The following is a 19,546-nucleotide window of genomic DNA, read 5'->3' as shown; positions in this document are numbered from 1 at the left end:
GCGTGAGTGACATGTGTGCGGAGAGTGACGAGCGGGAATGTTGAGGTAGGCCGCCGCCTGGCACGCGGCGACGCGCCGCGTTGTGCGGTGAGACCGCGACACGCGGTATCCGAGGGGACTCCGGGGGGAGACGCATGCATTCAGTCAGACGGCGCCGCCATGCCGCCGCGGTGGCGGGCCTCGCCTGTTGCCTGATCGCCGGGCCGGGGCTCCCCGCCGGTGCCGTTCCCGGTCGGCCGGGACCGGCCGACGACGCCTTACCGGGCGGCGTTTCCGGCCCGTCGGCCGGTGAGGTCGCCGACGCGCGGGCCCTGGCCCGCGAGCGCGCAGAGAGGCTCGGCGCGACCACGGTCCAGGTCGCCGAGGCGCAGGCCAGGCTGGAGGAGCTGGTCGCCCAGGCGGAGCGGCTCGTCGAGTCGTACAACGGGGAGCTGGTCAGGACGGCCCGCGCCAAGGGGCTCGCCGAGCAGGCGGCAGAGCGGGCCGAGACGGCGGGTTCCGAGGTCGCGGAGGCCCGGGAGGCGGTGGCCGCGATCACCGCGCAGAGCTACGGCGGGCTGGACATCGCCCAGCCCATGATGGCCATGATGGCCGACAACGGCGGTCCCACGGACGACGGCTACCTGCGCCGGGCCAGCATCCTGGCGCACATGGGCGGGGGGCAGGCGGAGACGCTCAAGCAGTTGCGGGACGCCCAGGAGGTCTTCGCCATCCTGCGGGCGCAGGCGGACGACGCCTACGCCGGGCAGCAGGAGGCGCAGGCGAGGGCCGAGGAGGCGAAGCTCGCCGCCGAGGAGGCCGTCGACGAGCAGGTCGACGAGACCCGGCGGATCAAGGAGGAGCAGGCCCGGCTGGAGAGGCTGGCCGACGAGGCGCGCAGCGGCGCCGACCTGCTCGCGAGGCGGCGCGAGGCGGCCCTGGAACAGGCCAGGATCGCCAGGGAGGACGCCGAGCGCGCCCGGTACCAGGCCGCCGCGGCGCGCCGCGAGGCGGCGCGGACGGCGGTGGCCTCGGGAGAGGACGCGTCGCGCTGGGCGCTCAACGTGACGGCCGGATCCGCCAAGGGCGACATCGCCGCCGACTGGGCGCTCACCCAGCTGGACAAGCCGTACGTGTGGGCGGCCGACGGACCGGCCGCCTACGACTGCTCGGGGCTGACCATGCGGGCCTGGGAACGGGTCGGGATCGCCATGGACCACTGGACCGGCACCCAGTGGACCGCGGGCCCGCACGTGCGGCTCAGCGAGCTTCAGCGGGGCGACCTGCTCTTCTACGGGCAGGTCACGCAGAACCCCGGCGACATCCACCATGTGGGGATCTACATCGGCCGGGGGCTGATGGTGCACGCCCCGCAGACGGGGGACGTGGTCAGGGTCGCGCCGATGTGGCGTAGCGATCTTGTCGGCGCGACCCGTCCCGCGTGATGACCGGCCAGAGGGTGGCCGATCAGAGACCGGGCGGCAACCCGGTCAAGGATCAGTGCTTTCCGTGGGTATCGTCCTTGGCGCGCTTGATGGAGCGGACGATCTCCTCCTCGGCCTCCACCCTGCCGACCCAGTTGGCACCCTCGACCGACTTACCGGGCTCCAGATCCTTGTAGACCTCGAAGAAGTGCTGGATCTCCAGGCGGTCGAACTCCGGCACGTGGTGGATGTCGCGGATGTGTTCCATCCGGGGGTCGGTCGCGGGGACGCACAGGACCTTGTCGTCGCCGCCCTTCTCGTCGGTCATACGGAACATGCCGACCGCCCGGCACTTGATCAGGCAGCCGGGGAAGGTCGGCTCCTGGAGCAGCACCAGGGCGTCGAGTGGGTCACCGTCCTCGCCGAGCGTGTCTTCGATGAAGCCGTAGTCGGCGGGGTACTGCGTGGAGGTGAAGAGCATGCGGTCGAGCCTGATGCGGCCTGACTCGTGGTCCACCTCGTACTTGTTCCGTTGCCCCTTGGGAATCTCAACGAGAACGTCGAACTCCACCGCGGTTCCTCCACTCAGGCCCCCGGGCACCCCCGGTTGGGCGTTAATGTCTCGTAGGCGTTTTATGCCTTTTGGATACGGATGATGAGAGGACGGCGACGGTAATGCGGCGTGAGCGTTGGGTGGCCTTGGTCACTCTCGTCCTGCTGCAGATTTTCGTCGTCGCGGCCGGGGCACACCTGCTCACCAGCGGTGTGCTGGTCGAGGGTGAGCCCGAGACGGTCGTCACGTCGGCCGAGCCGCCCCCCGTCCCGGTCATCACCGCGGGTCCGGTGCTGGCCGCGGGGGGGAACGGCCCTCTCCCCGCCAAGGGTACTTTGACGGAGCGGCTGACCGAGGCGTTGGGTGACCCCGCGCTGGGGGTGAGTGTCGGGGCCGCGGTCCTCGACGCGGAGACAGGCGCCCTGCTGTTCGGCAGCGGCGAGGCCGCGGGCATCACCCCCGCCTCCACCACCAAGGTCGTCACCTCGGTCGCCTCGATGGCCTCGCTGGGACCCGACGCCAGGCTGAGCACCCGCGTGGTACGGGGATCCTCACCCGGTTCGATCATCCTCGTCGGGGGCGGTGACCCCACCCTGGCGGGCCCCAGGACGGCGGGGAGCCCGGTCTATCCCCGGCCCGCCTCGCTCGCCACCCTCGCCTCGCGTACCGCCAGGGCGCTGAAGGAGGCCGGGGTGTCCAAGGTGACGGTCGCCTACGACGACTCCCTCTACACGGGACCGCGTACCGCCGCGACGTGGAAGCCCGGCTACGTCCCCGAGGGCAGCGTCGCCCCCGTCACGGCGCTCATGATCGACGAGGGCAGGGCCTCGCGGGGAAGTGACCAGAGGGTCTCCGATCCCTCCCGCGTGGCGCACGGCGCGTTCGTGGCGCTGCTGTCGAAGTACGGGGTCACGGTCTCCAGGTCCGCCAGGCGGGCCAAGGCCCCGGCCGGCGCGCAGGAGCTCGCCCGGGTCGACTCCGCGCCGGTCTACGCCCTGGTCGAGCGGGCCCTCACCCTCAGCGACAACGACCTGTCGGAGGCGCTGGCCAGGCACGTGGCGATCAAGGAGGGGGAACCGGCCTCCTTCGACGGCGGCGCCTCGGCCATCGGCAAGGTGCTGACCAGGCTCGGCGCGGCGAAGGGCGTGCGGGTGTTCGACGGCAGCGGGCTGTCGCCGAAGAACCGCATCGCCCCCGAGGCGCTCGCCCGCCTGGTCGCGGTGGCGGCCTCCCCGGCCAATCCCGCCCTGCACCCGATCATCAGCGGCATGCCGGTCGCGGGCTTCAGCGGCACCCTCGGGCACAGGTTCGGCAAGCTCCGCTCCGCCTACGGGCTGATCCGCGCCAAGACGGGCACCCTCGACGGGGTCAACACCCTGGCGGGCACGACCACCACGCGGGGCGGACGCCTGGTGACCTTCGCCTTCATGGCGGACAAGGTCCCGCCGGGCTGGGGCAAGGCGGAGGCGGCCCTCGACAGGCTCGCCGCCACGGTCGCCGCCGGTTGATCAAGGGTTCCGGGTGCGCGACTCGGGAGGAGAGCACGTACGGTGGACGGTATGCAGGTGATCGACTGGGATCTTGCCGTAGCGACCGGAACGCGCCTGGTGCGCCCCGGACCGCAAGTGAGCCGAGAGGAGGCCCGGCAGGCCGTCGCCGATTTACGGCGGCTCTCGCGCGAGGCCGAGGGGCATGTCCGCGAGTTCACCCGAATCGACACCGAGACCGCGCCGCAGCCCGCGACCATCGTCGACAGGCCCGGCTGGATCAAGGCCAACGTCGACGGGTTCCGGGTGGTGCTGGAGCCGCTCACCGAGCGGATGGCCGCCCGGGGCAACCAGACACCGGCGATCGTGAGCGCCGTGGGCTCGCGCGTCACCGGAGTCGAGGTGGGCGCGGTGCTGGCCTTCCTCGCCTCCCGCGTCCTGGGGCAGTACGAGCTGTTCCTGCCGCCCGACCCGACCGGCCAGGCGCCCACCGGACGCCTCACCCTGGTCGCGCCCAACATCGTCAACGCCGAGCAGGAACTCAACGTCAACCCGCGTGACTTCCGCCTCTGGGTCTGCCTGCACGAGGAGACCCACCGGGTGCAGTTCACCGGCGTCCCCTGGCTGCGCGAGTACGTCAGGGCGCAGACGACCGACTTCCTGCTCGCCTCCGACATCGACCTGCCCGCGCTGCTCGAACGGCTCCGCTCGGCCGCGGGCACGTTCACGGACGTGGTCAGGGGCGGTGACGGCAACCTGATCGACGCGATCCAGACGCCCGAGCAGAAGGTGATCCTCGACCGGCTCACCGCGGTGATGACCCTGGTCGAGGGGCACGGCGACTACGTCATGGACGCGGTCGGCCCCTCGGTGGTCCCCTCGGTCGCCGACATCCGCGCCAAGTTCCACCACCGCCGCGAGGGCGGCTCCCGTCTCGACCGCACGATCCGCAGGCTGCTCGGCCTCGACCTCAAGATGAGGCAGTACGCCGAGGGCTCGGCCTTCGTCCGCACGGTCGTGGGACGGGTGGGCATCGACGGCTTCAACAGGGTCTGGACCTCGCCGGAGACGCTCCCCTCCCAGGAGGAGATCGCCAAGCCCGAGCGCTGGATCGCCAGGGTGATCGGCACCCCGGCCATCCCCGAGGCCAGCGGCACCGTCGGCTGACCGGCGAGGCGGCCCGGCCGACACCGGGCCGCCTCACCGTCCCGCGTCCGGTCGCTTCGCCGTCCCGTGTCCGGTTGATACCGGGGCGTCCGGCCGTTTCGGCCTGATTGGGATACCGGCTCGCTTCGCCGTCCCGCGCCCAGGTCGACATCGGGCCGTTTCGCCGTCCTGTGTCCGATCGACACGGGGGCGTTCGACCGCTTCGGCCTGATGGGACACCGGGCCGCTTCGCCGTTCCATGCCCGGTCGACATCGGGCCGTTCCGCCATCCCGTGCCCGATCGACTGGGCCGCCCCGCCGGTCTCCGGTGAGGTGGTTGCGCCGCCGTCCCGTTCGAGGCCGGACAATGGCGGGCATGGGTCCGCATCCCGCCGTCGCCGACGTCCGTCGCGCCGTACGGCTCACGCTGGGCGACCTGGAGCCTGGCGCTCTCGTGCTGGCCGCGTGCAGCGGCGGCGCCGACTCCCTGGCCCTGGCCGCCGCGCTGGGCTTCACGGCACCCCGTGCCGGGCTCCGCGCCGGGCTGCTCACCGTCGACCACGGCCTGCAGGAGGGGTCCGGCGACCGCGCGGGTGACATCGTGCGGCTCGCGCCCGGCCTGGGGCTCGACCTCGCCGAGGCGCTGCCCATCTCCGTCGGCACCTCGGGCGGGCCCGAGGCGGCGGCCAGGCAGGCCAGGTACGCGGCCCTGTCCGAGGCCGCCGGGCGTCTCGGGGCGGCGGCCGTGCTGCTCGGGCACACCAGGGACGACCAGGCCGAGACCGTGCTGCTCGGGCTGGCCAGGGGGAGCGGCACCCGGTCGCTGGCCGGGATGCCCGCGCGGACCGGGATCTACCGGCGGCCACTGCTGGGACTCGGCCGCGCGACGACCGTGGCGGCCTGCGCGGCGCTCGGCCTGAACCCGTGGGACGACCCGCACAACGTCGACCCGAGATACACCCGGGTCCGGGTCCGCGAGCGGCTGCTGCCCGCCCTGGAGGACGAGCTCGGCCCCGGCGTCGCCGAGGCACTCGCCAGGACCGCGTCCCTGTGCCGCGACGACGCCGACGCGCTCGACGCCTGGGCCGGGGAGGTCTACACCCGCGTCGCCGTACGGGATTGCGCTCTTAGCGATATGACGACGGTGACGGTGGCCGTACGGGACCTGGAGGATCTTCCCGCCGCCGTGCGGCGGAGGGTGTTGCGGCGGGCGGCGATCGAGGCGGGGGCGCCACCGGGCACGCTCGCGGCCTCGCACGTCCTCCAGGTCGACCGTCTGGTCACGGCGTGGCGGGGACAGCGGCGCGTAGAGGTGCCCGGGGGGGTTGGCGCGGTTCGGCGGTATGACACCCTGATACTCGCCAGACAGCCAGCCAGCCCCGTTTCGTAAGGAAAATCCCAGGTGGACGCAGCCGACATGGGCCGGGACCTCTCGAAGGTCCTCATCCCCGAGGAAGAGCTCCAAGCCAAGATCAAGGAGCTCGCGAGCCGGATAGACGAGGACTACGCGGGCAAGGACCTGCTGATCGTGGGCGTGCTCAAGGGCGCGGTCATGGTGATGGCGGACCTGGCGAGGGCGTTGCACCTGCCCGTGCAGATGGACTGGATGGCCGTCTCGTCCTACGGGGCGGGCACCAGGTCGTCGGGCGTCGTGCGCGTGCTCAAGGACCTCGACACCGACATCGCCGGACGTCACGTGCTGGTCGTCGAGGACATCATCGACTCCGGCCTGACCCTGTCGTGGCTGGTCCACAACCTGAAGTCGCGCAACCCCGCCTCGGTGGAGATCTGCGCCGCGCTGCGCAAGCCGGACGCGATCAAGGTGCCGATCGACGTGAAGTACGTGGGTTTCGACATCCCCAACGAGTTCGTGATCGGTTACGGCCTCGACTACGCCGAGCGCTATCGCAACCTTCCCTTCATCGGGACTCTCGCCCCCCACGTATACGGAGCGGGCTGAAAAGTACGCCCTGCGCGAAGTAAGTCATTCACAAACGCGACATTGCCCATAGCGGCGGGGAACACGGACCTACCTGACGTACGTTGGTAGGGCAAAGCCGGTCTGTCCGCGCGGTGACCCCGTGCGCCACGCCGGTGTACCTTCGGACAACCGAAGAGGTGGCCTCGCGTCGTCTCTGGGTAGTCAGTTGGAGCGGTTAGGGATACCGCGAACCCCGGGTTCGCCCGGGGTTGCCAGGCTCTGGTCAGGAAGGGACGGGCCCGCCGGGGTTCCGCATCGGATGGATCTCAAGCGATTTACACGTGGGCCACTGCTGTGGATCCTGGGCATCGTCGTTCTGCTCCTTCTCGTCACCACGATGTGGGGCGGTGAGGGCAACTTCGAGAGAGCCGACACCTCAAAGATCGTCAGCTGGATCGACGAGGGCAAGGTCTCCAACGCCAAGATCATCGACAAGGACCAGCGCATCGAGGTCACTCTGACCGACAAGAAGCGCTACTACTCCTCGTGGGTGACGGGCCAGGGCGTCCAGCTCGCCGACAAGCTCCAGGCGGCCGAGGACGCCAACAAGCTGCCCGGCGGATACAACGTCGACGTGCCCAAGGAGAACTTCCTTCTCGGGCTCCTGGTGAGCTTCCTGCCGATCGTCTTCATCGTGCTGATCTTCTTGTTCATCATGAACCAGATGCAGGGCGGCGGCTCCCGGGTGATGAACTTCGGCAAGTCGAAGGCGAAACTCATCACCAAGGACACCCCGAAGACCACCTTCGCCGACGTCGCGGGTGCCGACGAGGCCATCGAGGAGCTCCAGGAGATCAAGGAGTTCCTTCAGGCCCCGGCCAAGTTCCAGGCGATCGGCGCCAAGATCCCCAAGGGCGTCCTGCTCTACGGCCCGCCCGGAACCGGCAAGACCCTGCTCGCCAGGGCCGTCGCCGGTGAGGCCGGGGTGCCGTTCTACTCCATCTCCGGTTCCGACTTCGTCGAGATGTTCGTCGGTGTCGGCGCCTCCCGGGTCCGCGACCTGTTCGAGCAGGCCAAGGCGAACGCTCCGGCGATCATCTTCATCGACGAGATCGACGCGGTGGGCCGCCACCGCGGCGCCGGTCTCGGCGGCGGTCACGACGAGCGCGAGCAGACGCTGAACCAGCTCCTCGTCGAGATGGACGGCTTCGACGTCAAGGGCGGCGTGATCCTGATCGCCGCGACCAACCGGCCCGACATCCTCGACCCGGCGCTGCTGCGCCCCGGTCGTTTCGACCGCCAGGTCACCGTCGATCGCCCCGACCTGGAGGGCCGCAAGGGCATCCTCAAGGTGCACGGCCGGGGCAAGCCCTTCGGCGAGGGCGTCGACCTCGACATCATCGCCCGCAGGACGCCCGGTTTCACCGGTGCCGACCTGGCCAACGTGATCAACGAGGCCGCGCTGCTCACCGCGCGGGCCGACCAGAAGCTGATCACGATGGAGCTGCTCGAAGAGTCCATCGACCGCGTGATGGCCGGTCCCGAGCGCAAGTCGCGCGTCATGTCGGACCAGGAAAAGAAGATCATCGCGTACCACGAGGGCGGGCACGCCCTGGTCGCGCACGCGCTGCCCAACTCCGACCCGGTCCACAAGATCACGATCCTGTCCCGCGGACGCGCCCTCGGCTACACGATGACGCTGCCGATGGAGGACAAGTTCCTCGCGACCCGCTCGGAGATGCTGGACCAGCTCGCGATGCTCCTCGGCGGCCGTACGGCGGAGGAGCTCGTCTTCCACGAGCCCACCACCGGCGCCTCCAACGACATCGAGAAGGCCACCTCCATCGCCCGCCGCATGGTCACCGAGTACGGCATGAGCGAGCAGCTCGGCGCCCGCAAGTTCGGCAGCGGCAACGGCGAGGTCTTCCTCGGCCGCGAGATGGGTCACGAGCGCGACTACTCCGAGAAGATCGCCTCCACGATCGACGAGGAGGTCCGCCGCCTCATCGAGTCCGGCCACGACCAGGCCTGGGAGATCCTCGTCGAATACCGCGACGTGCTCGACAACCTGGTGCTGGAGCTGATGGAGAAGGAGACTCTCTCCCGCGACCAGGTCCTGCAGATCTTCGCCCCGGTCGTCGTCAAGGAGAAGAGGCCCTCCTACTCGGGTTACGGCAAGCGGCTGCCCTCCAACCGCCCGCCGATCCTGTCCCGCAAGGAGCAGTCCGGCAACGGCGCGCTCTCCGGCGGGGAGCAGGCCGGTGGCAACGGCGCACTGCCCGCGGGCACGGGTCACCCCGACGTCTCGCCCAAGGACGTGAACTGAGCGTGGCGGGTGTCAAGCCGCTCCAGGTCGACACGGTCCGGCTGGAGAACGCGGTCCGCGAGATCCTCATCGCCATCGGCGAGGATCCCGACCGCGACGGCCTCCAGGCCACCCCGGCCCGGGTCGCCCGCGCCTACGCGGAGCAGTTCGCCGGGCTGGGGCAGGCTCCCGAGGACGTCCTGACCACGGTCTTCGACGTCGACCACGACGAGATGGTGCTCGTCCGCGACATCGAGGTCTACTCGACCTGCGAGCACCACCTCGTGCCGTTCCACGGCGTCGCCCACGTCGGCTACATCCCGAACGCGAAGGGGCAGGTCACCGGCCTGTCCAAGCTCGCCCGCCTCGTCGACGTGTACGCCAGGCGCCCCCAGGTGCAGGAGCGGATGACCTCCCAGATCGCCGACGCGCTCATGAACGTGCTGGAGCCTCGTGGGGTCATCGTCGTGATCGAGTGCGAGCACCTCTGCATGACCATGAGGGGTGTCCGCAAGCCCGGTGCCAAGACGATCACCTCGGCCGTGCGCGGAGACTTCCGCAACAGTGACAAGACCCGCGCCGAGGCGATGGCCCTCATCATCCGCTGATCTTCTTCTCGCGTGCCTTCGAGAGCCCGTACGGGCCTCCGATGCCCCGTCCGGACCACCTCATCGGCGGTCCTGGCGGGGTTTTCGCGTCACGGAGGGTGGCGCCCTGCCCGCGACCGGGTTTCTGGCGGGGGGCCGTGACGGGGCCTCCGGCAGGCCCGGCCGGGGGCCGCGACGGGACCCGCAGTGGGACCCGTGACCGGGAAGGGCTGTGGCGCGGGGAAAGTCCCCCGAGGTGACCTTGGTCGGGCTACTATCGCCACACCCGGCAGGGCCGGGAGCCCCGGCCGCGTTCCCCCCGGTTCCCCGGTCGCGGCGGACACGCCCGAGGGTCCCGCGGAGCCGCCGACTCCGAGTGGAGGAGCACGCATGTCAGCCAGACGTCCCCGGCGGGACACCGGCCGAAGGCCGTCCGCCCTGTGACGGGTGTGCGGATTCGTTATGGCACAAGCCGGACCCACGAGACGGGCGTACGGTGCACAACGCCTAGGCTTGTCGCCATGACTACGTGGAGTGTGCCCGGGTTGCCGGACGCGGGCCGGTGCCTCGTGATGGGCGTGGTCAACGTGACTCCCGACTCCTTCTCCGACGGCGGCAGGTGGTTCGACCCGGCGGTCGCCGTACGGCACGGCCTGGATCTGGTCGAGCAGGGCGCCGACATCGTCGACGTGGGCGGCGAGTCCACCAGGCCCGGTGCCGCGCGGGTGCCGCTGGAGGAGGAGCTGGCCAGGGTCGAGCCGGTCATCAGGGAGCTGAGCCGCGAGGGCGTCACCGTCAGCGTCGACAGCATGCGGGCCGAGGTCGCCCAGATGGCCGTGGAGGCCGGGGCGAAACTGGTCAACGACGTCAGCGGAGGGCTGGCCGACCCGGCGATGCCGAGGGTCGTGGCCGCCTCCGGGGTGCCGTACGTGGTGATGCACTGGCGGGGGCACAGCCACGCCATGGACCGCAGGGCCGTGTACGGCGACGTGGTGACCGAGGTGCGCGAGGAGCTCGCCAAGCGGGTCGCCTCCGTGCTGGCCGAAGGGGTGGCCGAGGAGCAGATCGTGCTCGACCCCGGGCTGGGCTTCTCCAAGAACCCCGAACACAACTGGGCGCTGATCGCGGGCATCGACAAGCTCGGGGAGCTGGGATACCCGCTGCTCGTCGGGGCCTCGCGAAAACGCTTCCTGGGTCGCCTCCTGGCCGACCCGGACGGCGCGCCGCGCCCTTTCAGTCGTAGTGACGACGCCACGCTCGCCGTGACCGCGCTCGCCGCGCAGGCGGGGGCCTGGTGTGTACGCGTGCACGACGTCCGCCCGAACGCGGACGCCGTCCGTGTGGCTGCCGCAGTTCAGGGAGCGAGATCATGAGCGTCGACACCACCGCCGTCGAGACGGTCAACCAGGCGTTCTACACCGCCATCGAGGACGCCGACCTCGACCGGATGACCGAGATCTGGGCCGAGGACATCGAAGGCGAGCAGGTGAGCTGCGTCCACCCCGGCTGGCCGATCGTGAACGGCCGGCAGGAGGTGCTGCGCTCCTGGGCGCTCATCATGGCCAACACGCCCTACATCCAGTTCGTGCTGACCGACGTCCGCGTCATGGTCCTGGGCGACGTCGCCATCCTCACCTGTGAGGAGAACATCCTCACCGCGGGCGACGAAGGTGATTCCAGCTTCGCGGCGGGCAAGGTGGTCGCGAGCAACACCTTCGTGCGGACGTCGGCGGGGTGGCGGCTCTGGCTGCACCACGGTTCACCCGTGCTGCAGGGTGACGACGAGGACGAGGAGGAGGAAGCCGCGTGAGCGAGCGCACCGGTGAACGGTCAGGCGGGGGCGGCGACTTCCCAGGCGACTTTCCCGCGGTCGGCGGGTGGTCCGGGGGGAGCGGTGGATCCGTGGCGAACGGCCGATCCGGTGGGAGTGGCGGTTCCGCGGTGGATGGCCGGTCCGGTGTGCGTGACGATTCCGCGGTGGATGGGCGGTCCGGTGGGAGTGGCGGATCCGTGGCGAACGGCCGGTCCGGTGGGCGTGACGATTACGTGGTGAACGAAGGACGGGCCGGTGGCGTGCCCCGGGCCGGTGACGGACCCCGTATCCACGCCGAGACGCCCCTGCGGATCGACGACGCCGTCAGCGACCTGATCGGCGATCCGGCCGACGAGCCCGTCGGCGGCCCGGCCGGGGACCCGCTGGGAAACCCGGCCCCCGGCTACGCGGCGTACGGCTCGTCACCGGGCACGGCCGGTCGGACGGTCGCCGACCGGATCAGCCTGAAGGGGCTACGGGTGCACGGGCGGCACGGCGTGCTGACGGCGGAGCGGGAGCTCGGCCAGGAGTTCGTCGTCGACGTCACCCTGTTCCTCGACACGGCACCGGCGGCGGCCGGGGACGACCTCACCAGGACCGTCCACTACGGCGAGCTCGCCGAGGACCTGGCGGAGGTCGTACGGGGCGAGCCGGTCGACCTGATCGAGACCCTGGCCCAGCGCCTGGCCGACGTCTGCCTGGCCCGCGAGCTCGTCCAGGTGGCGGAGGTGAGCGTGCACAAGCCCGCCGCGCCGATCCCGCTGCCGTTCGACGACGTGATCGTGACGATCACCCGGGGCCGGGCATGAGGGTGGTCCTGGCGCTCGGCAGCAACCTGGGCGACCGGTTCGACACCCTGCGGGGCGCCCTCGACGCCCTCTTCGAGAAGCCGGATCTCACGTTCGTCGCGGTGTCGCCGATCTACGAGACCGACCCGGTCGGCGGTCCCGAGCAGGGCGCCTATCTCAACGCGGTGGTGATCGCCAAGAGCGCGCTGGAACCTCGGGCGCTCCTCGATCGTGCTCAAGGTGTGGAGAACGCCTTCGGCAGGGTCCGGGTGGAGCGCTGGGGAGCGCGCACGCTGGACGTCGATCTGATCACCGTGGGGGACGTCGTCATGGACGACCCGGACCTCACCCTTCCGCACCCCAGGGCGCACGAGCGCGCGTTCGTGCTGGTCCCTTGGGTACGGGCCGACCCCGGCGCCGTCCTCTCCGGGCGCCGGGTGGCCGACCTGCTGGCCGGTCTCGACCAGGGCTACGTACGGCCGCGTCCCGACCTGACCCTCCAGAGGCCCGCGTGAAGCCAACCCGTCCCGGCGTGCTCGTCGGGATCTTCCTCGTGCTCGGGATCCTCACCTGGGCGCTCCTCAAACCGCTCTACTCGGATCTGCCGACCGTGCCGTGGACGGCGATCCCGACGGTGCTGCTGCTGGCGATCGGCGAGTTCTACAGCGGGTGGATGACGAAGGCCAGGATCGAGCGCAAGCCCGACACCAAGCCCGTCGAGCCCTTGGCCGTGGCCCGCCTGGCCGCCCTGGCCAAGGCCTCCGCGTACGGCGGGGCGGTCTTCGGCGGGATCTTCGCCGGGTTCACCCTCTACACGGTGGAGCTGCTGGAGCAGGAGGTCCCCCGCCGCGACTTCTTCATCACCGGCGGGTCGGCGCTGGTGTGCGTGCTGCTGATCTGCTCGGCCCTGTACCTGGAGCACTGCTGCAAGGTGCCCAAGGACTCCGCGGACGACGACCGCTGAGGATCGCCGGGGCACCGCGCCGGTTTCGTTCCCCTGCCATCCGTCGCCGAGGCGCGTGCGCCCGATGTCCGGTCGGCTCGACGTCCACGGCTCCCGGCCGCCATCCGTCGCCGAGGTGCCGTCGCGCTAGCGTCGGCGCCTCGCCGTCCACTGGCGTCCGAAGAGCATGATGACCGGAAGCGTGCAGACCAGCGCCCCGGCGACGGCCAGGGGGCGCTCCAGCCACCAGAACAGGTCCGGCCGTACCCTCTCGCCCGGCCCGCCGCCCGCCAGCCACCAGGTCAGCGCCACCCAGATCGCCATGCCGGTCGTGTGGAACAGGAACAGCGGGAGCGCGAACCGGTTGACCATCTCGTTCACGCGCTGCCACCTGGGGCGTTCGAGCAGGCGTTCCATGGAGGGCCTCAGCACCTCCACCAGGCCGATCTGGAAGATCAGCAGCGCCACGATGACGAAGGTGGGCGGCGCCATGTTGGACAGCTTGTCGCCGGGGACGCCCACCATCGAGCCCGGGTAGATGCCCGAATAGACCAGGCCGAAGAGGGCGAACAGCCCGGTCCACAGGATGGCGACGTCGAAGCGGCGGGGAAGCGCCACCACCCTGTCGTAGAAGAATCCGGCCTGGTGGGCCAGCCCCCAGACGATGATCATGTTGAGCCAGCCCGCGGCCTCGTACCCGTAGCGCAGCCGCAGCACGTCGACGACGAGCGCCGCTCCCGCCAGCCAGATCAGGGCCAGTACGTCGTAGTGCCGGTGCAGCCAGAGCGAGATCGGCAGCAGGGCGATCAGCACGAGGTAGACGCCGATGAACCAGAGCGGGCTGATGACGAGCAGGACCACGCGGTCCATCCACTCGATCCCGAACGCCCACGTCACGATCACGCCGAACACGATCCAGGTCCCGGCCAGCGCGAGCGCGGGGATCGCGAGGCTCCGGATGCGCCGCCACACGAAGGTGCCGATGCCGACCCCGCGCTCGCGGGCCCGGTTCCACGACAGCAGGTGGACGTGTCCGCCCACGTAGAAGAAGAGCGGCAGCACCTGCAGCAGCCAGGTCAGGATCCACAGCCCCGAGGTGAAGCCCAGCGGGCTCGTCGGCGAGGGGCCGTCAGGCCCCCACTGCAGGATCGTGAACGCCCAGTGCCAGACGACCACGACGATCAGGCTGAAGGCGCGCAGCCAGTCGACGTACCGGTCCCGCCGCGGCCCGCCCGCGACCGCGGGAGCCCCGGGCGGCACGGAATCCGAGGGCGCGGCGACTCCGGAAGAGGGTGCGACGGCTCCGGAAGAGGGTGCGACGGCTCCGGAAGGGGTTTCGGGGGTTTCCAGGGATGGCGGCGTCGAAGGGGAAGGCGGCGTCGAAGGGGTCGCCCTCTCCTGCTCCCCACCGGGTTCGATCATGCGGTTCCAACCGTGCCTTACTTGTCGATGTCGCCGACGACGAAGAACATCGAGCCCAGGATGGCCACCATGTCCGAGACCAGGTGGCCGGGGAGCATCTCCCGCAGCACCTGGACGTTGTTGAAGGAGGCCGAGCGGAGCTTCATCCGCCACGGCGTCTTCTCCCCGCGCGAGACCAGGTAGTAGCCGTTGAGGCCGAGCGGGCTCTCCGTCCAGGCGTAGGTGTGGCCCTCGGGCACCTTCAGCACCTTGGGCAGGCGCTGGTTGACCGGCCCCGGGGGCAGGTCGAGGAGCCGTTCCACGCAGGCGTCGGCCAGGTCGAGGGAGACCTTCACCTGCTCCAGCAGCACCTCGAACCGGGCGTGGCAGTCTCCGGCCGACCGGGTGACGACCTTCACCGGCAGCTCGCCGTAGGCGAGGTACGGCTCGTCCCTGCGCAGGTCGACGTCGACGCCGGAGGCGCGGGCGATCGGGCCGCTCACGCCGTACTGCATGATCGTCTCGCGGTCGAGGACGCCCACCCCGCGCGTGCGGGCGAGGAAGATCTCGTTCCCGGTGACCAGGTTCTCGATGTCGGGCAGCCGCCGCCGTACGTCGGCCACGGCCTGGGCGACCCGGCCCGTCCACCCCTCGGGGATCTCCTCCTTGAGGCCGCCGACCCGGTTGAACATGTAGTGCATGCGCCCGCCGGAGATCTCCTCCATCACGGCCTGGAGGGTCTCGCGCTCCCGGAACGCGTAGAAGACCGGGGTGATCGCGCCCAGCTCCAGCGGATAGGACCCGAGGAACATCAGGTGGCTGAGCACCCGGTTGAGCTCGGCCATCAGCGTGCGCGTCCAGACCGCCCTGACCGGCACCTCCATGCCGAGCATCCGCTCCACCGCGAGCACGACGCCCAGCTCGTTGGCGAACGCCGACAGCCAGTCGTGCCGGTTGGCCAGCACGATGATCTGCCGGTAGTCGCGCACCTCGAAGAGCTTCTCGGCCCCCCGGTGCATGTAGCCCACGATCGGCTCGGCCGCGCTGATCCGTTCGCCGTCCAGCGTGAGGCGCAGCCGCAGCACGCCGTGCGTGGACGGGTGCTGCGGCCCGATGTTGAGGATCATGTCCTCGGTCGCGAGCTCCTTGCCGTACGCCCCCCGCACGGCCTCGGCGCCCGCGCCCATCCCCACGCTCAGCTCACGGGGCGCGCCTTCAGTCATAGGGCCATGCTGTCACGTCAGCCGCGCGAGGCAAGATCCCGCAGGGCGCCGATCAGCCGGTCGACGTGCTCGGAGGTCGTACCGATGCCGATGGAGGCGCGGACGGCGGAGGCGGTGACGTCGTCGCAGCCGCCGTCCTTGGCGCCCAGCAGGTGCCGTACGAAGGGGTGGGCGCAGAACTTGCCGTCGCGGACGCCGATGCCGTAGTCGCCGGACAGGGCCTCGGCGACCTCGCGGGCGGTGAAGCCGTCCACCACGAAGGAGACGATGCCGACGCGCGGGTGGTCCGGGCCCCACAGGGACAGCTCGTGGACGCCGGGGATCGAGGCGAGGCCCGCGCGCAGGCGCCCGAGGAGGCGCTCCTCCTCGCGGACCAGCGGGGTCCAGCCGGTGGCGGTCAGGGCGTCGCAGGCCGCGGCGAGCGCGACGGCGCCCAGCACGTTCGGGGTCCCCGCCTCGTGGCGGGCCTCGGGGTCGTCGTGCCACTCGGTGCCGTCGTCGTTCACGGCCTTCACCGCGCCGCCGCCCCGCAGGTACGGCTCGGCCTCCGCCAGCCAGTCGGAACGGCCGATCAGCGCGCCGGTGCCGAACGGCGCGTAGAGCTTGTGGCCGGAGAAGACCACGTAGTCCAGGTCGAGCGCCGTCAGGTTGAGGCGGCGGTGCGGGACGAGCTGCGCGGCGTCGACGAGGACGCGGGCCCCGTGGCGGTGGGCGATGTGGGCCAGCGCGGCGATCGGCCAGAGCTCCCCGGTGACGTTGGAGGCGGCGGTCACGACGAGCAGCTTGGGGCCGTCGATCGAGGCGAGGGCGTCGTCGGCGGCGCGGACGGCCTCGCCGGGGAAGGCGGGGGCCGCGAGCCGCACGACCCGCTCCCAGGGCAGCAGCGAGGCGTGGTGCTCGGTGTCGAAGACCACGGCGGTGGTGCCCTCGGGCAGGCTGCGGGCGAGCAGGTTGGTCGCGTCCGTGGTGTTGCGGGTGAAGATCACCGAGTCGTCGGGACGGGCGCCGACGAAGGCGCGCACCGTGTGCCTGGCCTGCTCGTAGCGGGCCGTGGTCAGCTGGGACGCGTACCCGGCGCCGCGGTGGACGCTGGAGTAGGCCGGGAGCGCGGCGGCGACGGCGGCGCTCACCGGCTCCAGACAGGGGGCGCTCGCGGCGTAGTCGAGGTTGGCGTAGCGGACGAGCCTGCCGCCCCTGACCGGGACCTCCAGGTCCGAGCCGAGCACGGTCGGGATCGGCCGGTCACCGGACACGTGGCTCTCGGGGACGGTCACCGGGTCGGCGGCGGGGGTCGCGGGGGTGCTGAAGATCGTCAGGGTGGACACGCCATGGCTCCTTCGAGGTCATCGGACCCCAACCCATGGCATAGGTGCCTGGAGCCCGCGCTTGCCCGGCACACCTCGTGCCGGACCAGGTCCTCACCCGGGGCACCCCGCCGCGGACGCGAGGGTTGCCGGCCAGCGAGCCGGGGCTTGTCACTGGCACTCATGACCTACGGGGGAACTATAACCGACGCCCCGCGGTGCCCCGCAAGTCCGAAACGTGATCAACCCGATATCGGGCCGGGGCGGGCACTTCCGGGAGCGTCCGGCGAATTCACAGCGAAGTGTGATGACGGGGAAGGAACTCAGAGCGTTCCCCGGTCGTCCTGGCAGTCAGCCGAAGAAGCGTTCGGGCAGTTGGCCGACGGTGTGTTCAAGCGCCGACCGACGAAGGAGAAAGCAATGGACTGGGTGACCAGCCCGGAGATATGGATAGGGTTCTTCACCCTTGTCGCCCTGGAGATCGTCCTGGGAATCGACAACATCATCTTCATCTCGATCCTGGTGGGCAAGCTCCCGCCCGAACAGCGCGACAAGGCCCGCAAGCTCGGCCTTGCCGTAGCCCTGATCAGCCGCCTCCTGCTGCTGCTGGCGCTGTCGTGGGTGGTGAGACTCACGGAGCCGATGTTCGAGGTCTTCGGCCAGGGGATATCGGGGCGCGACCTGATCCTGATACTCGGCGGCCTGTTCCTGCTGGGTAAGAGCGTCCACGAGATGCACGGCAGCCTGGAGGGAGATTCCCACCACTCCGAGGGCAAGGTCGCCTCGTCCTTCACCTCGGTGATCATCCAGATCATGATCCTCGACGTCGTCTTCTCGCTCGACTCGGTGATCACCGCGGTCGGCATGGTCGACGAGCTGGGCGTCATGATCGCGGCCGTCATCGTCTCGGTCATCGTGATGCTGGTCGCCTCCGGGCCGATCAGCCGCTTCGTGGACCGGCACCCGAGCATCAAGATGCTCGCCCTGTCCTTCCTGGTGCTGATCGGCGTCGTGCTCATCGCCGAGGGGTTCGAGCAGCACATCTCCAAGGGCTACATCTACTTCGCGATGGCGTTCTCGCTGCTGGTGGAGCTGCTGAACATCCGGATGCGCGGCAAGGCGAAGCGGAAGCCGGTCGAGCTGCGCGCCCGCTACGAGGCCGGGGACCAGCCCGGCCCGGAAACCCCGGCGGGCCGGGCGGACGGGCCGGTCGAGGAGAGGAGGCCGGACGAACGGGCAGGCTCCTAGCGCGGGGTCCACATCCACGGCGTCTCCACGGGAAGCCGGTTCCTGAGACAGGATCCGCGTCCACGGCGTCACCTGCGCGATAGCCCAGGGGAAGCCGGGATCCATGGCGTTACCAGCGCGATGGTCCAGAGAAAGCCGAACGGGCAGGCTCCTGGCGCGGGATTACGATGCTTACGTGCGCTTTGATCCCTGGAATCCGGAATTCGTCGCCCATCCCTACGACGTCTACGACGAGCTGAGGCGGGAGCGGCCGGTCAGTTTCTTCGAGCCGACCGGCCAGTGGCTGGTGGCCAGGCACGCCGACGTCAACGCGTTGTTGCGGGACCGCAGGCTCGGCCGCTCCTACCTGCACGTGGCCTCGCACCGGGAGTTCGGCAGGCCGGACGACCCCGGGTTCCAGGACCCGTTCTGGCGGGTGATCAGGGCGGGGATGCTCGACGTCGAGCCGCCGGTGCACACCAGGCTCCGGCGGCTGGTCTCGAAGGCGTTCACCCCCCGCATGGTCCAGGCGCTCCGTCCCAAGGTCGCCCGCATGGCCGCGGAGCTGGTGGACGTCTTCGTCGAGCGCGGCGGAGGAGACCTGATCGCCGAGGTCGCCGAGCCGCTCCCGGTCACCGTGATCGCCGAGATGCTCGGGGTCCCCGAGGCTGACCGGCACTTGCTGCGGCCCTGGTCGGCCGACATCTGCGGCATGTACGAGCTCCAGCCGTCGGTCGAGGCCCAGCGCACGGCGGTACGGGCGGCCGAGGAGTTCTCCGCCTATCTCGTCGAGCTGGCCCGCGCCCGCAGGGCCGACCCCGGTGACGACCTGATCAGCGCGCTCGCCCTGGTGGCCGACGAGGGCGACCGGCTCACCGAGGAGGAGCTGGTCGGCACCTGCGTGCTGCTGCTCAACGCCGGGCACGAGGCCACCGTCAACGTCACCGGCAACGGCTGGTGGTCGCTGTTCCGCAACCCGGCCGAGCTGGAGCGGCTCCGCGCCGACCATACCCTGCTGCCCACGGCGGTCGAGGAGCTGATGCGCTGGGACACCCCGCTGCAGATGTTCGAACGCTGGGTGCTGGAGGACATCTCGGTGGGCGGGGTCGACATCCCGCGCGGCACCGAGGTGGCACTGCTGTTCGGCTCGGCCAACCGCGACCCCGAGGTCTTCGCCGACCCCGGCCGCCTGGACGTGGGCCGGGCCGACAACCCGCACATCTCCTTCGGCGCCGGTATCCACTTCTGCCTCGGGGCGCCGCTGGCCAGGGTCGAGCTGATCGAGTCGTTCGGCGCCCTGCTGCGCAAGGCGCCGAAGATGGAACTCGTCACCGAGCCCTCCTGGGGACCGGGCTACGTCATCCGGGGCCTGGAGTCCCTCCAGATACGAGTCTGAGAACCGGCCAAACCGACCGACCGGCCAAACCGACCGACCGGCCCGACCG

The 19,546-nt window shown here is 70.6% G+C and carries 18 protein-coding genes and 1 riboswitch; of the genes, 14 read left to right on the top strand and 4 right to left on the bottom strand.

All coding sequences use genetic code 11. The annotated features are described in order from the left end of the window. Positions 1–134 precede the first annotated feature (134 nt). Positions 135–1,424 (top strand): C40 family peptidase, encoded by a 1,290-nt coding sequence (locus tag ACW9TB_RS11530; RefSeq protein ID WP_472747958.1) that lies wholly within the window; start codon positions 135–137, stop codon positions 1,422–1,424. Positions 1,425–1,476: 52 nt separating this feature from the next. On the opposite strand, the gene ACW9TB_RS11525 is transcribed toward ACW9TB_RS11530, so the two are convergent. Further along, positions 1,477–1,974 (bottom strand): inorganic diphosphatase, encoded by a 498-nt coding sequence (locus tag ACW9TB_RS11525; protein WP_350941556.1) that lies wholly within the window; start codon positions 1,972–1,974, stop codon positions 1,477–1,479. A gap of 122 nt (positions 1,975–2,096) precedes the next feature. Here ACW9TB_RS11525 and dacB point away from each other — a divergent pair, with 122 nt between their 5' ends. The 11 genes from dacB (at position 2,097) to ACW9TB_RS11470 (ending at position 12,967) form a co-directional block, all read left to right on the top strand. Next, the gene (gene dacB, locus ACW9TB_RS11520) at positions 2,097–3,464 is read left to right on the top strand and encodes a D-alanyl-D-alanine carboxypeptidase/D-alanyl-D-alanine endopeptidase (protein WP_472747957.1); all 1,368 of its coding nucleotides are present in this window, start codon (positions 2,097–2,099) and stop codon (positions 3,462–3,464) included. A gap of 51 nt (positions 3,465–3,515) precedes the next feature. Beyond that, the gene (locus ACW9TB_RS11515) at positions 3,516–4,610 is read left to right on the top strand and encodes a zinc-dependent metalloprotease (protein WP_472747978.1); all 1,095 of its coding nucleotides are present in this window, start codon (positions 3,516–3,518) and stop codon (positions 4,608–4,610) included. Positions 4,611–4,965: 355 nt separating this feature from the next. Continuing rightward, complete coding sequence (tilS, locus tag ACW9TB_RS11510) at positions 4,966–5,979, top strand: tRNA lysidine(34) synthetase TilS (protein ID WP_472747956.1); 1,014 nt, start codon at positions 4,966–4,968, stop codon at positions 5,977–5,979. Between the two features lie 12 nt (positions 5,980–5,991). After that, positions 5,992–6,549, top strand: a complete 558-nt coding sequence (gene hpt / locus ACW9TB_RS11505; protein ID WP_435289114.1) for a hypoxanthine phosphoribosyltransferase — start codon at positions 5,992–5,994, stop codon at positions 6,547–6,549. Positions 6,550–6,829: 280 nt separating this feature from the next. Continuing rightward, positions 6,830–8,836, top strand: coding sequence for an ATP-dependent zinc metalloprotease FtsH (gene ftsH / locus ACW9TB_RS11500; RefSeq protein ID WP_472747955.1), 2,007 nt, complete (start codon positions 6,830–6,832; stop codon positions 8,834–8,836). A 2-nt stretch (positions 8,837–8,838) separates the two neighbouring features. Beyond that, complete coding sequence (folE, locus tag ACW9TB_RS11495; protein WP_472747954.1) at positions 8,839–9,423, top strand: GTP cyclohydrolase I FolE; 585 nt, start codon at positions 8,839–8,841, stop codon at positions 9,421–9,423. Between the two features lie 500 nt (positions 9,424–9,923). Next, a complete protein-coding gene (gene folP / locus ACW9TB_RS11490; protein WP_472747953.1) occupies positions 9,924–10,775 on the top strand; it encodes a dihydropteroate synthase in 852 nt (283 codons plus the stop codon). Continuing rightward, on the top strand, positions 10,772–11,212 hold the full coding sequence (locus ACW9TB_RS11485) for a nuclear transport factor 2 family protein (RefSeq protein ID WP_350972537.1): 441 nt from the start codon (positions 10,772–10,774) through the stop codon (positions 11,210–11,212). The genes folP and ACW9TB_RS11485 overlap by 4 nt, the downstream gene beginning before the upstream one ends. A gap of 461 nt (positions 11,213–11,673) precedes the next feature. Beyond that, entirely contained in the window at positions 11,674–12,024 is a 351-nt protein-coding gene (gene folB, locus ACW9TB_RS11480; RefSeq protein ID WP_472747977.1) for a dihydroneopterin aldolase, read from the top strand. Further along, entirely contained in the window at positions 12,021–12,518 is a 498-nt protein-coding gene (gene folK / locus ACW9TB_RS11475; RefSeq protein ID WP_472747952.1) for a 2-amino-4-hydroxy-6-hydroxymethyldihydropteridine diphosphokinase, read from the top strand. Before folB ends, folK begins: the two co-directional genes overlap by 4 nt. Then, entirely contained in the window at positions 12,515–12,967 is a 453-nt protein-coding gene (locus ACW9TB_RS11470) for a DUF3180 domain-containing protein (RefSeq protein ID WP_472747951.1), read from the top strand. Before folK ends, ACW9TB_RS11470 begins: the two co-directional genes overlap by 4 nt. A 126-nt stretch (positions 12,968–13,093) precedes the next feature. Here ACW9TB_RS11470 and ACW9TB_RS11465 read toward each other — a convergent pair whose 3' ends face one another. The 3 genes from ACW9TB_RS11465 to ACW9TB_RS11455 all read right to left on the bottom strand — a co-directional run bounded on the left by ACW9TB_RS11465 (position 13,094) and on the right by ACW9TB_RS11455 (position 16,895). Continuing rightward, positions 13,094–14,206: an acyltransferase family protein gene (locus ACW9TB_RS11465; protein ID WP_472747950.1), complete on the bottom strand. Its 1,113-nt coding sequence runs from the start codon at positions 14,204–14,206 to the stop codon at positions 13,094–13,096. Between the two features lie 179 nt (positions 14,207–14,385). Beyond that, positions 14,386–15,570 (bottom strand): NADH-quinone oxidoreductase subunit D, encoded by a 1,185-nt coding sequence (locus ACW9TB_RS11460; RefSeq protein WP_472747949.1) that lies wholly within the window; start codon positions 15,568–15,570, stop codon positions 14,386–14,388. Between the two features lie 17 nt (positions 15,571–15,587). Continuing rightward, a complete protein-coding gene (locus tag ACW9TB_RS11455) occupies positions 15,588–16,895 on the bottom strand; it encodes an aminotransferase class V-fold PLP-dependent enzyme (protein WP_472747948.1) in 1,308 nt (435 codons plus the stop codon). A 52-nt stretch (positions 16,896–16,947) separates the two neighbouring features. Continuing rightward, positions 16,948–17,063, bottom strand: a riboswitch (SAM riboswitch). A gap of 231 nt (positions 17,064–17,294) precedes the next feature. On the opposite strand from ACW9TB_RS11455, the gene ACW9TB_RS11450 reads away from it, so the two are divergent. Both ACW9TB_RS11450 and ACW9TB_RS11445 read left to right on the top strand, forming a co-directional pair. Then, the gene (locus ACW9TB_RS11450; protein ID WP_472747947.1) at positions 17,295–18,122 is read left to right on the top strand and encodes a TerC family protein; all 828 of its coding nucleotides are present in this window, start codon (positions 17,295–17,297) and stop codon (positions 18,120–18,122) included. A 175-nt stretch (positions 18,123–18,297) separates the two neighbouring features. After that, the gene (locus tag ACW9TB_RS11445; RefSeq protein ID WP_472747946.1) at positions 18,298–19,497 is read left to right on the top strand and encodes a cytochrome P450; all 1,200 of its coding nucleotides are present in this window, start codon (positions 18,298–18,300) and stop codon (positions 19,495–19,497) included. Positions 19,498–19,546 lie beyond the last annotated feature (49 nt).

Source organism: Streptosporangium sp. H13245, assembly GCF_055690525.1.
This window is presented reverse-complemented; position numbering and strand designations above follow the sequence as displayed.

Excerpts from the sequence above, each read along its gene's own strand:
- ACW9TB_RS11530 (WP_472747958.1), top strand. The coding sequence starts at position 135 with ATGCATTCAGTCAGACGGCGCCGCCATGCCGCCGCGGTGGCGGGCCTC.
- ACW9TB_RS11515 (WP_472747978.1), top strand. The coding sequence starts at position 3,516 with ATGCAGGTGATCGACTGGGATCTTGCCGTAGCGACCGGAACGCGCCTG.
- tilS (WP_472747956.1), top strand. The coding sequence starts at position 4,966 with ATGGGTCCGCATCCCGCCGTCGCCGACGTCCGTCGCGCCGTACGGCTC.
- ftsH (WP_472747955.1), top strand. The coding sequence starts at position 6,830 with ATGGATCTCAAGCGATTTACACGTGGGCCACTGCTGTGGATCCTGGGC.
- folP (WP_472747953.1), top strand. The coding sequence starts at position 9,924 with ATGACTACGTGGAGTGTGCCCGGGTTGCCGGACGCGGGCCGGTGCCTC.
- ACW9TB_RS11485 (WP_350972537.1), top strand. The coding sequence starts at position 10,772 with ATGAGCGTCGACACCACCGCCGTCGAGACGGTCAACCAGGCGTTCTAC.
- folK (WP_472747952.1), top strand. The coding sequence starts at position 12,021 with ATGAGGGTGGTCCTGGCGCTCGGCAGCAACCTGGGCGACCGGTTCGAC.
- ACW9TB_RS11460 (WP_472747949.1), bottom strand. The coding sequence starts at position 15,570 with ATGACTGAAGGCGCGCCCCGTGAGCTGAGCGTGGGGATGGGCGCGGGC.
- ACW9TB_RS11450 (WP_472747947.1), top strand. The coding sequence starts at position 17,295 with ATGGACTGGGTGACCAGCCCGGAGATATGGATAGGGTTCTTCACCCTT.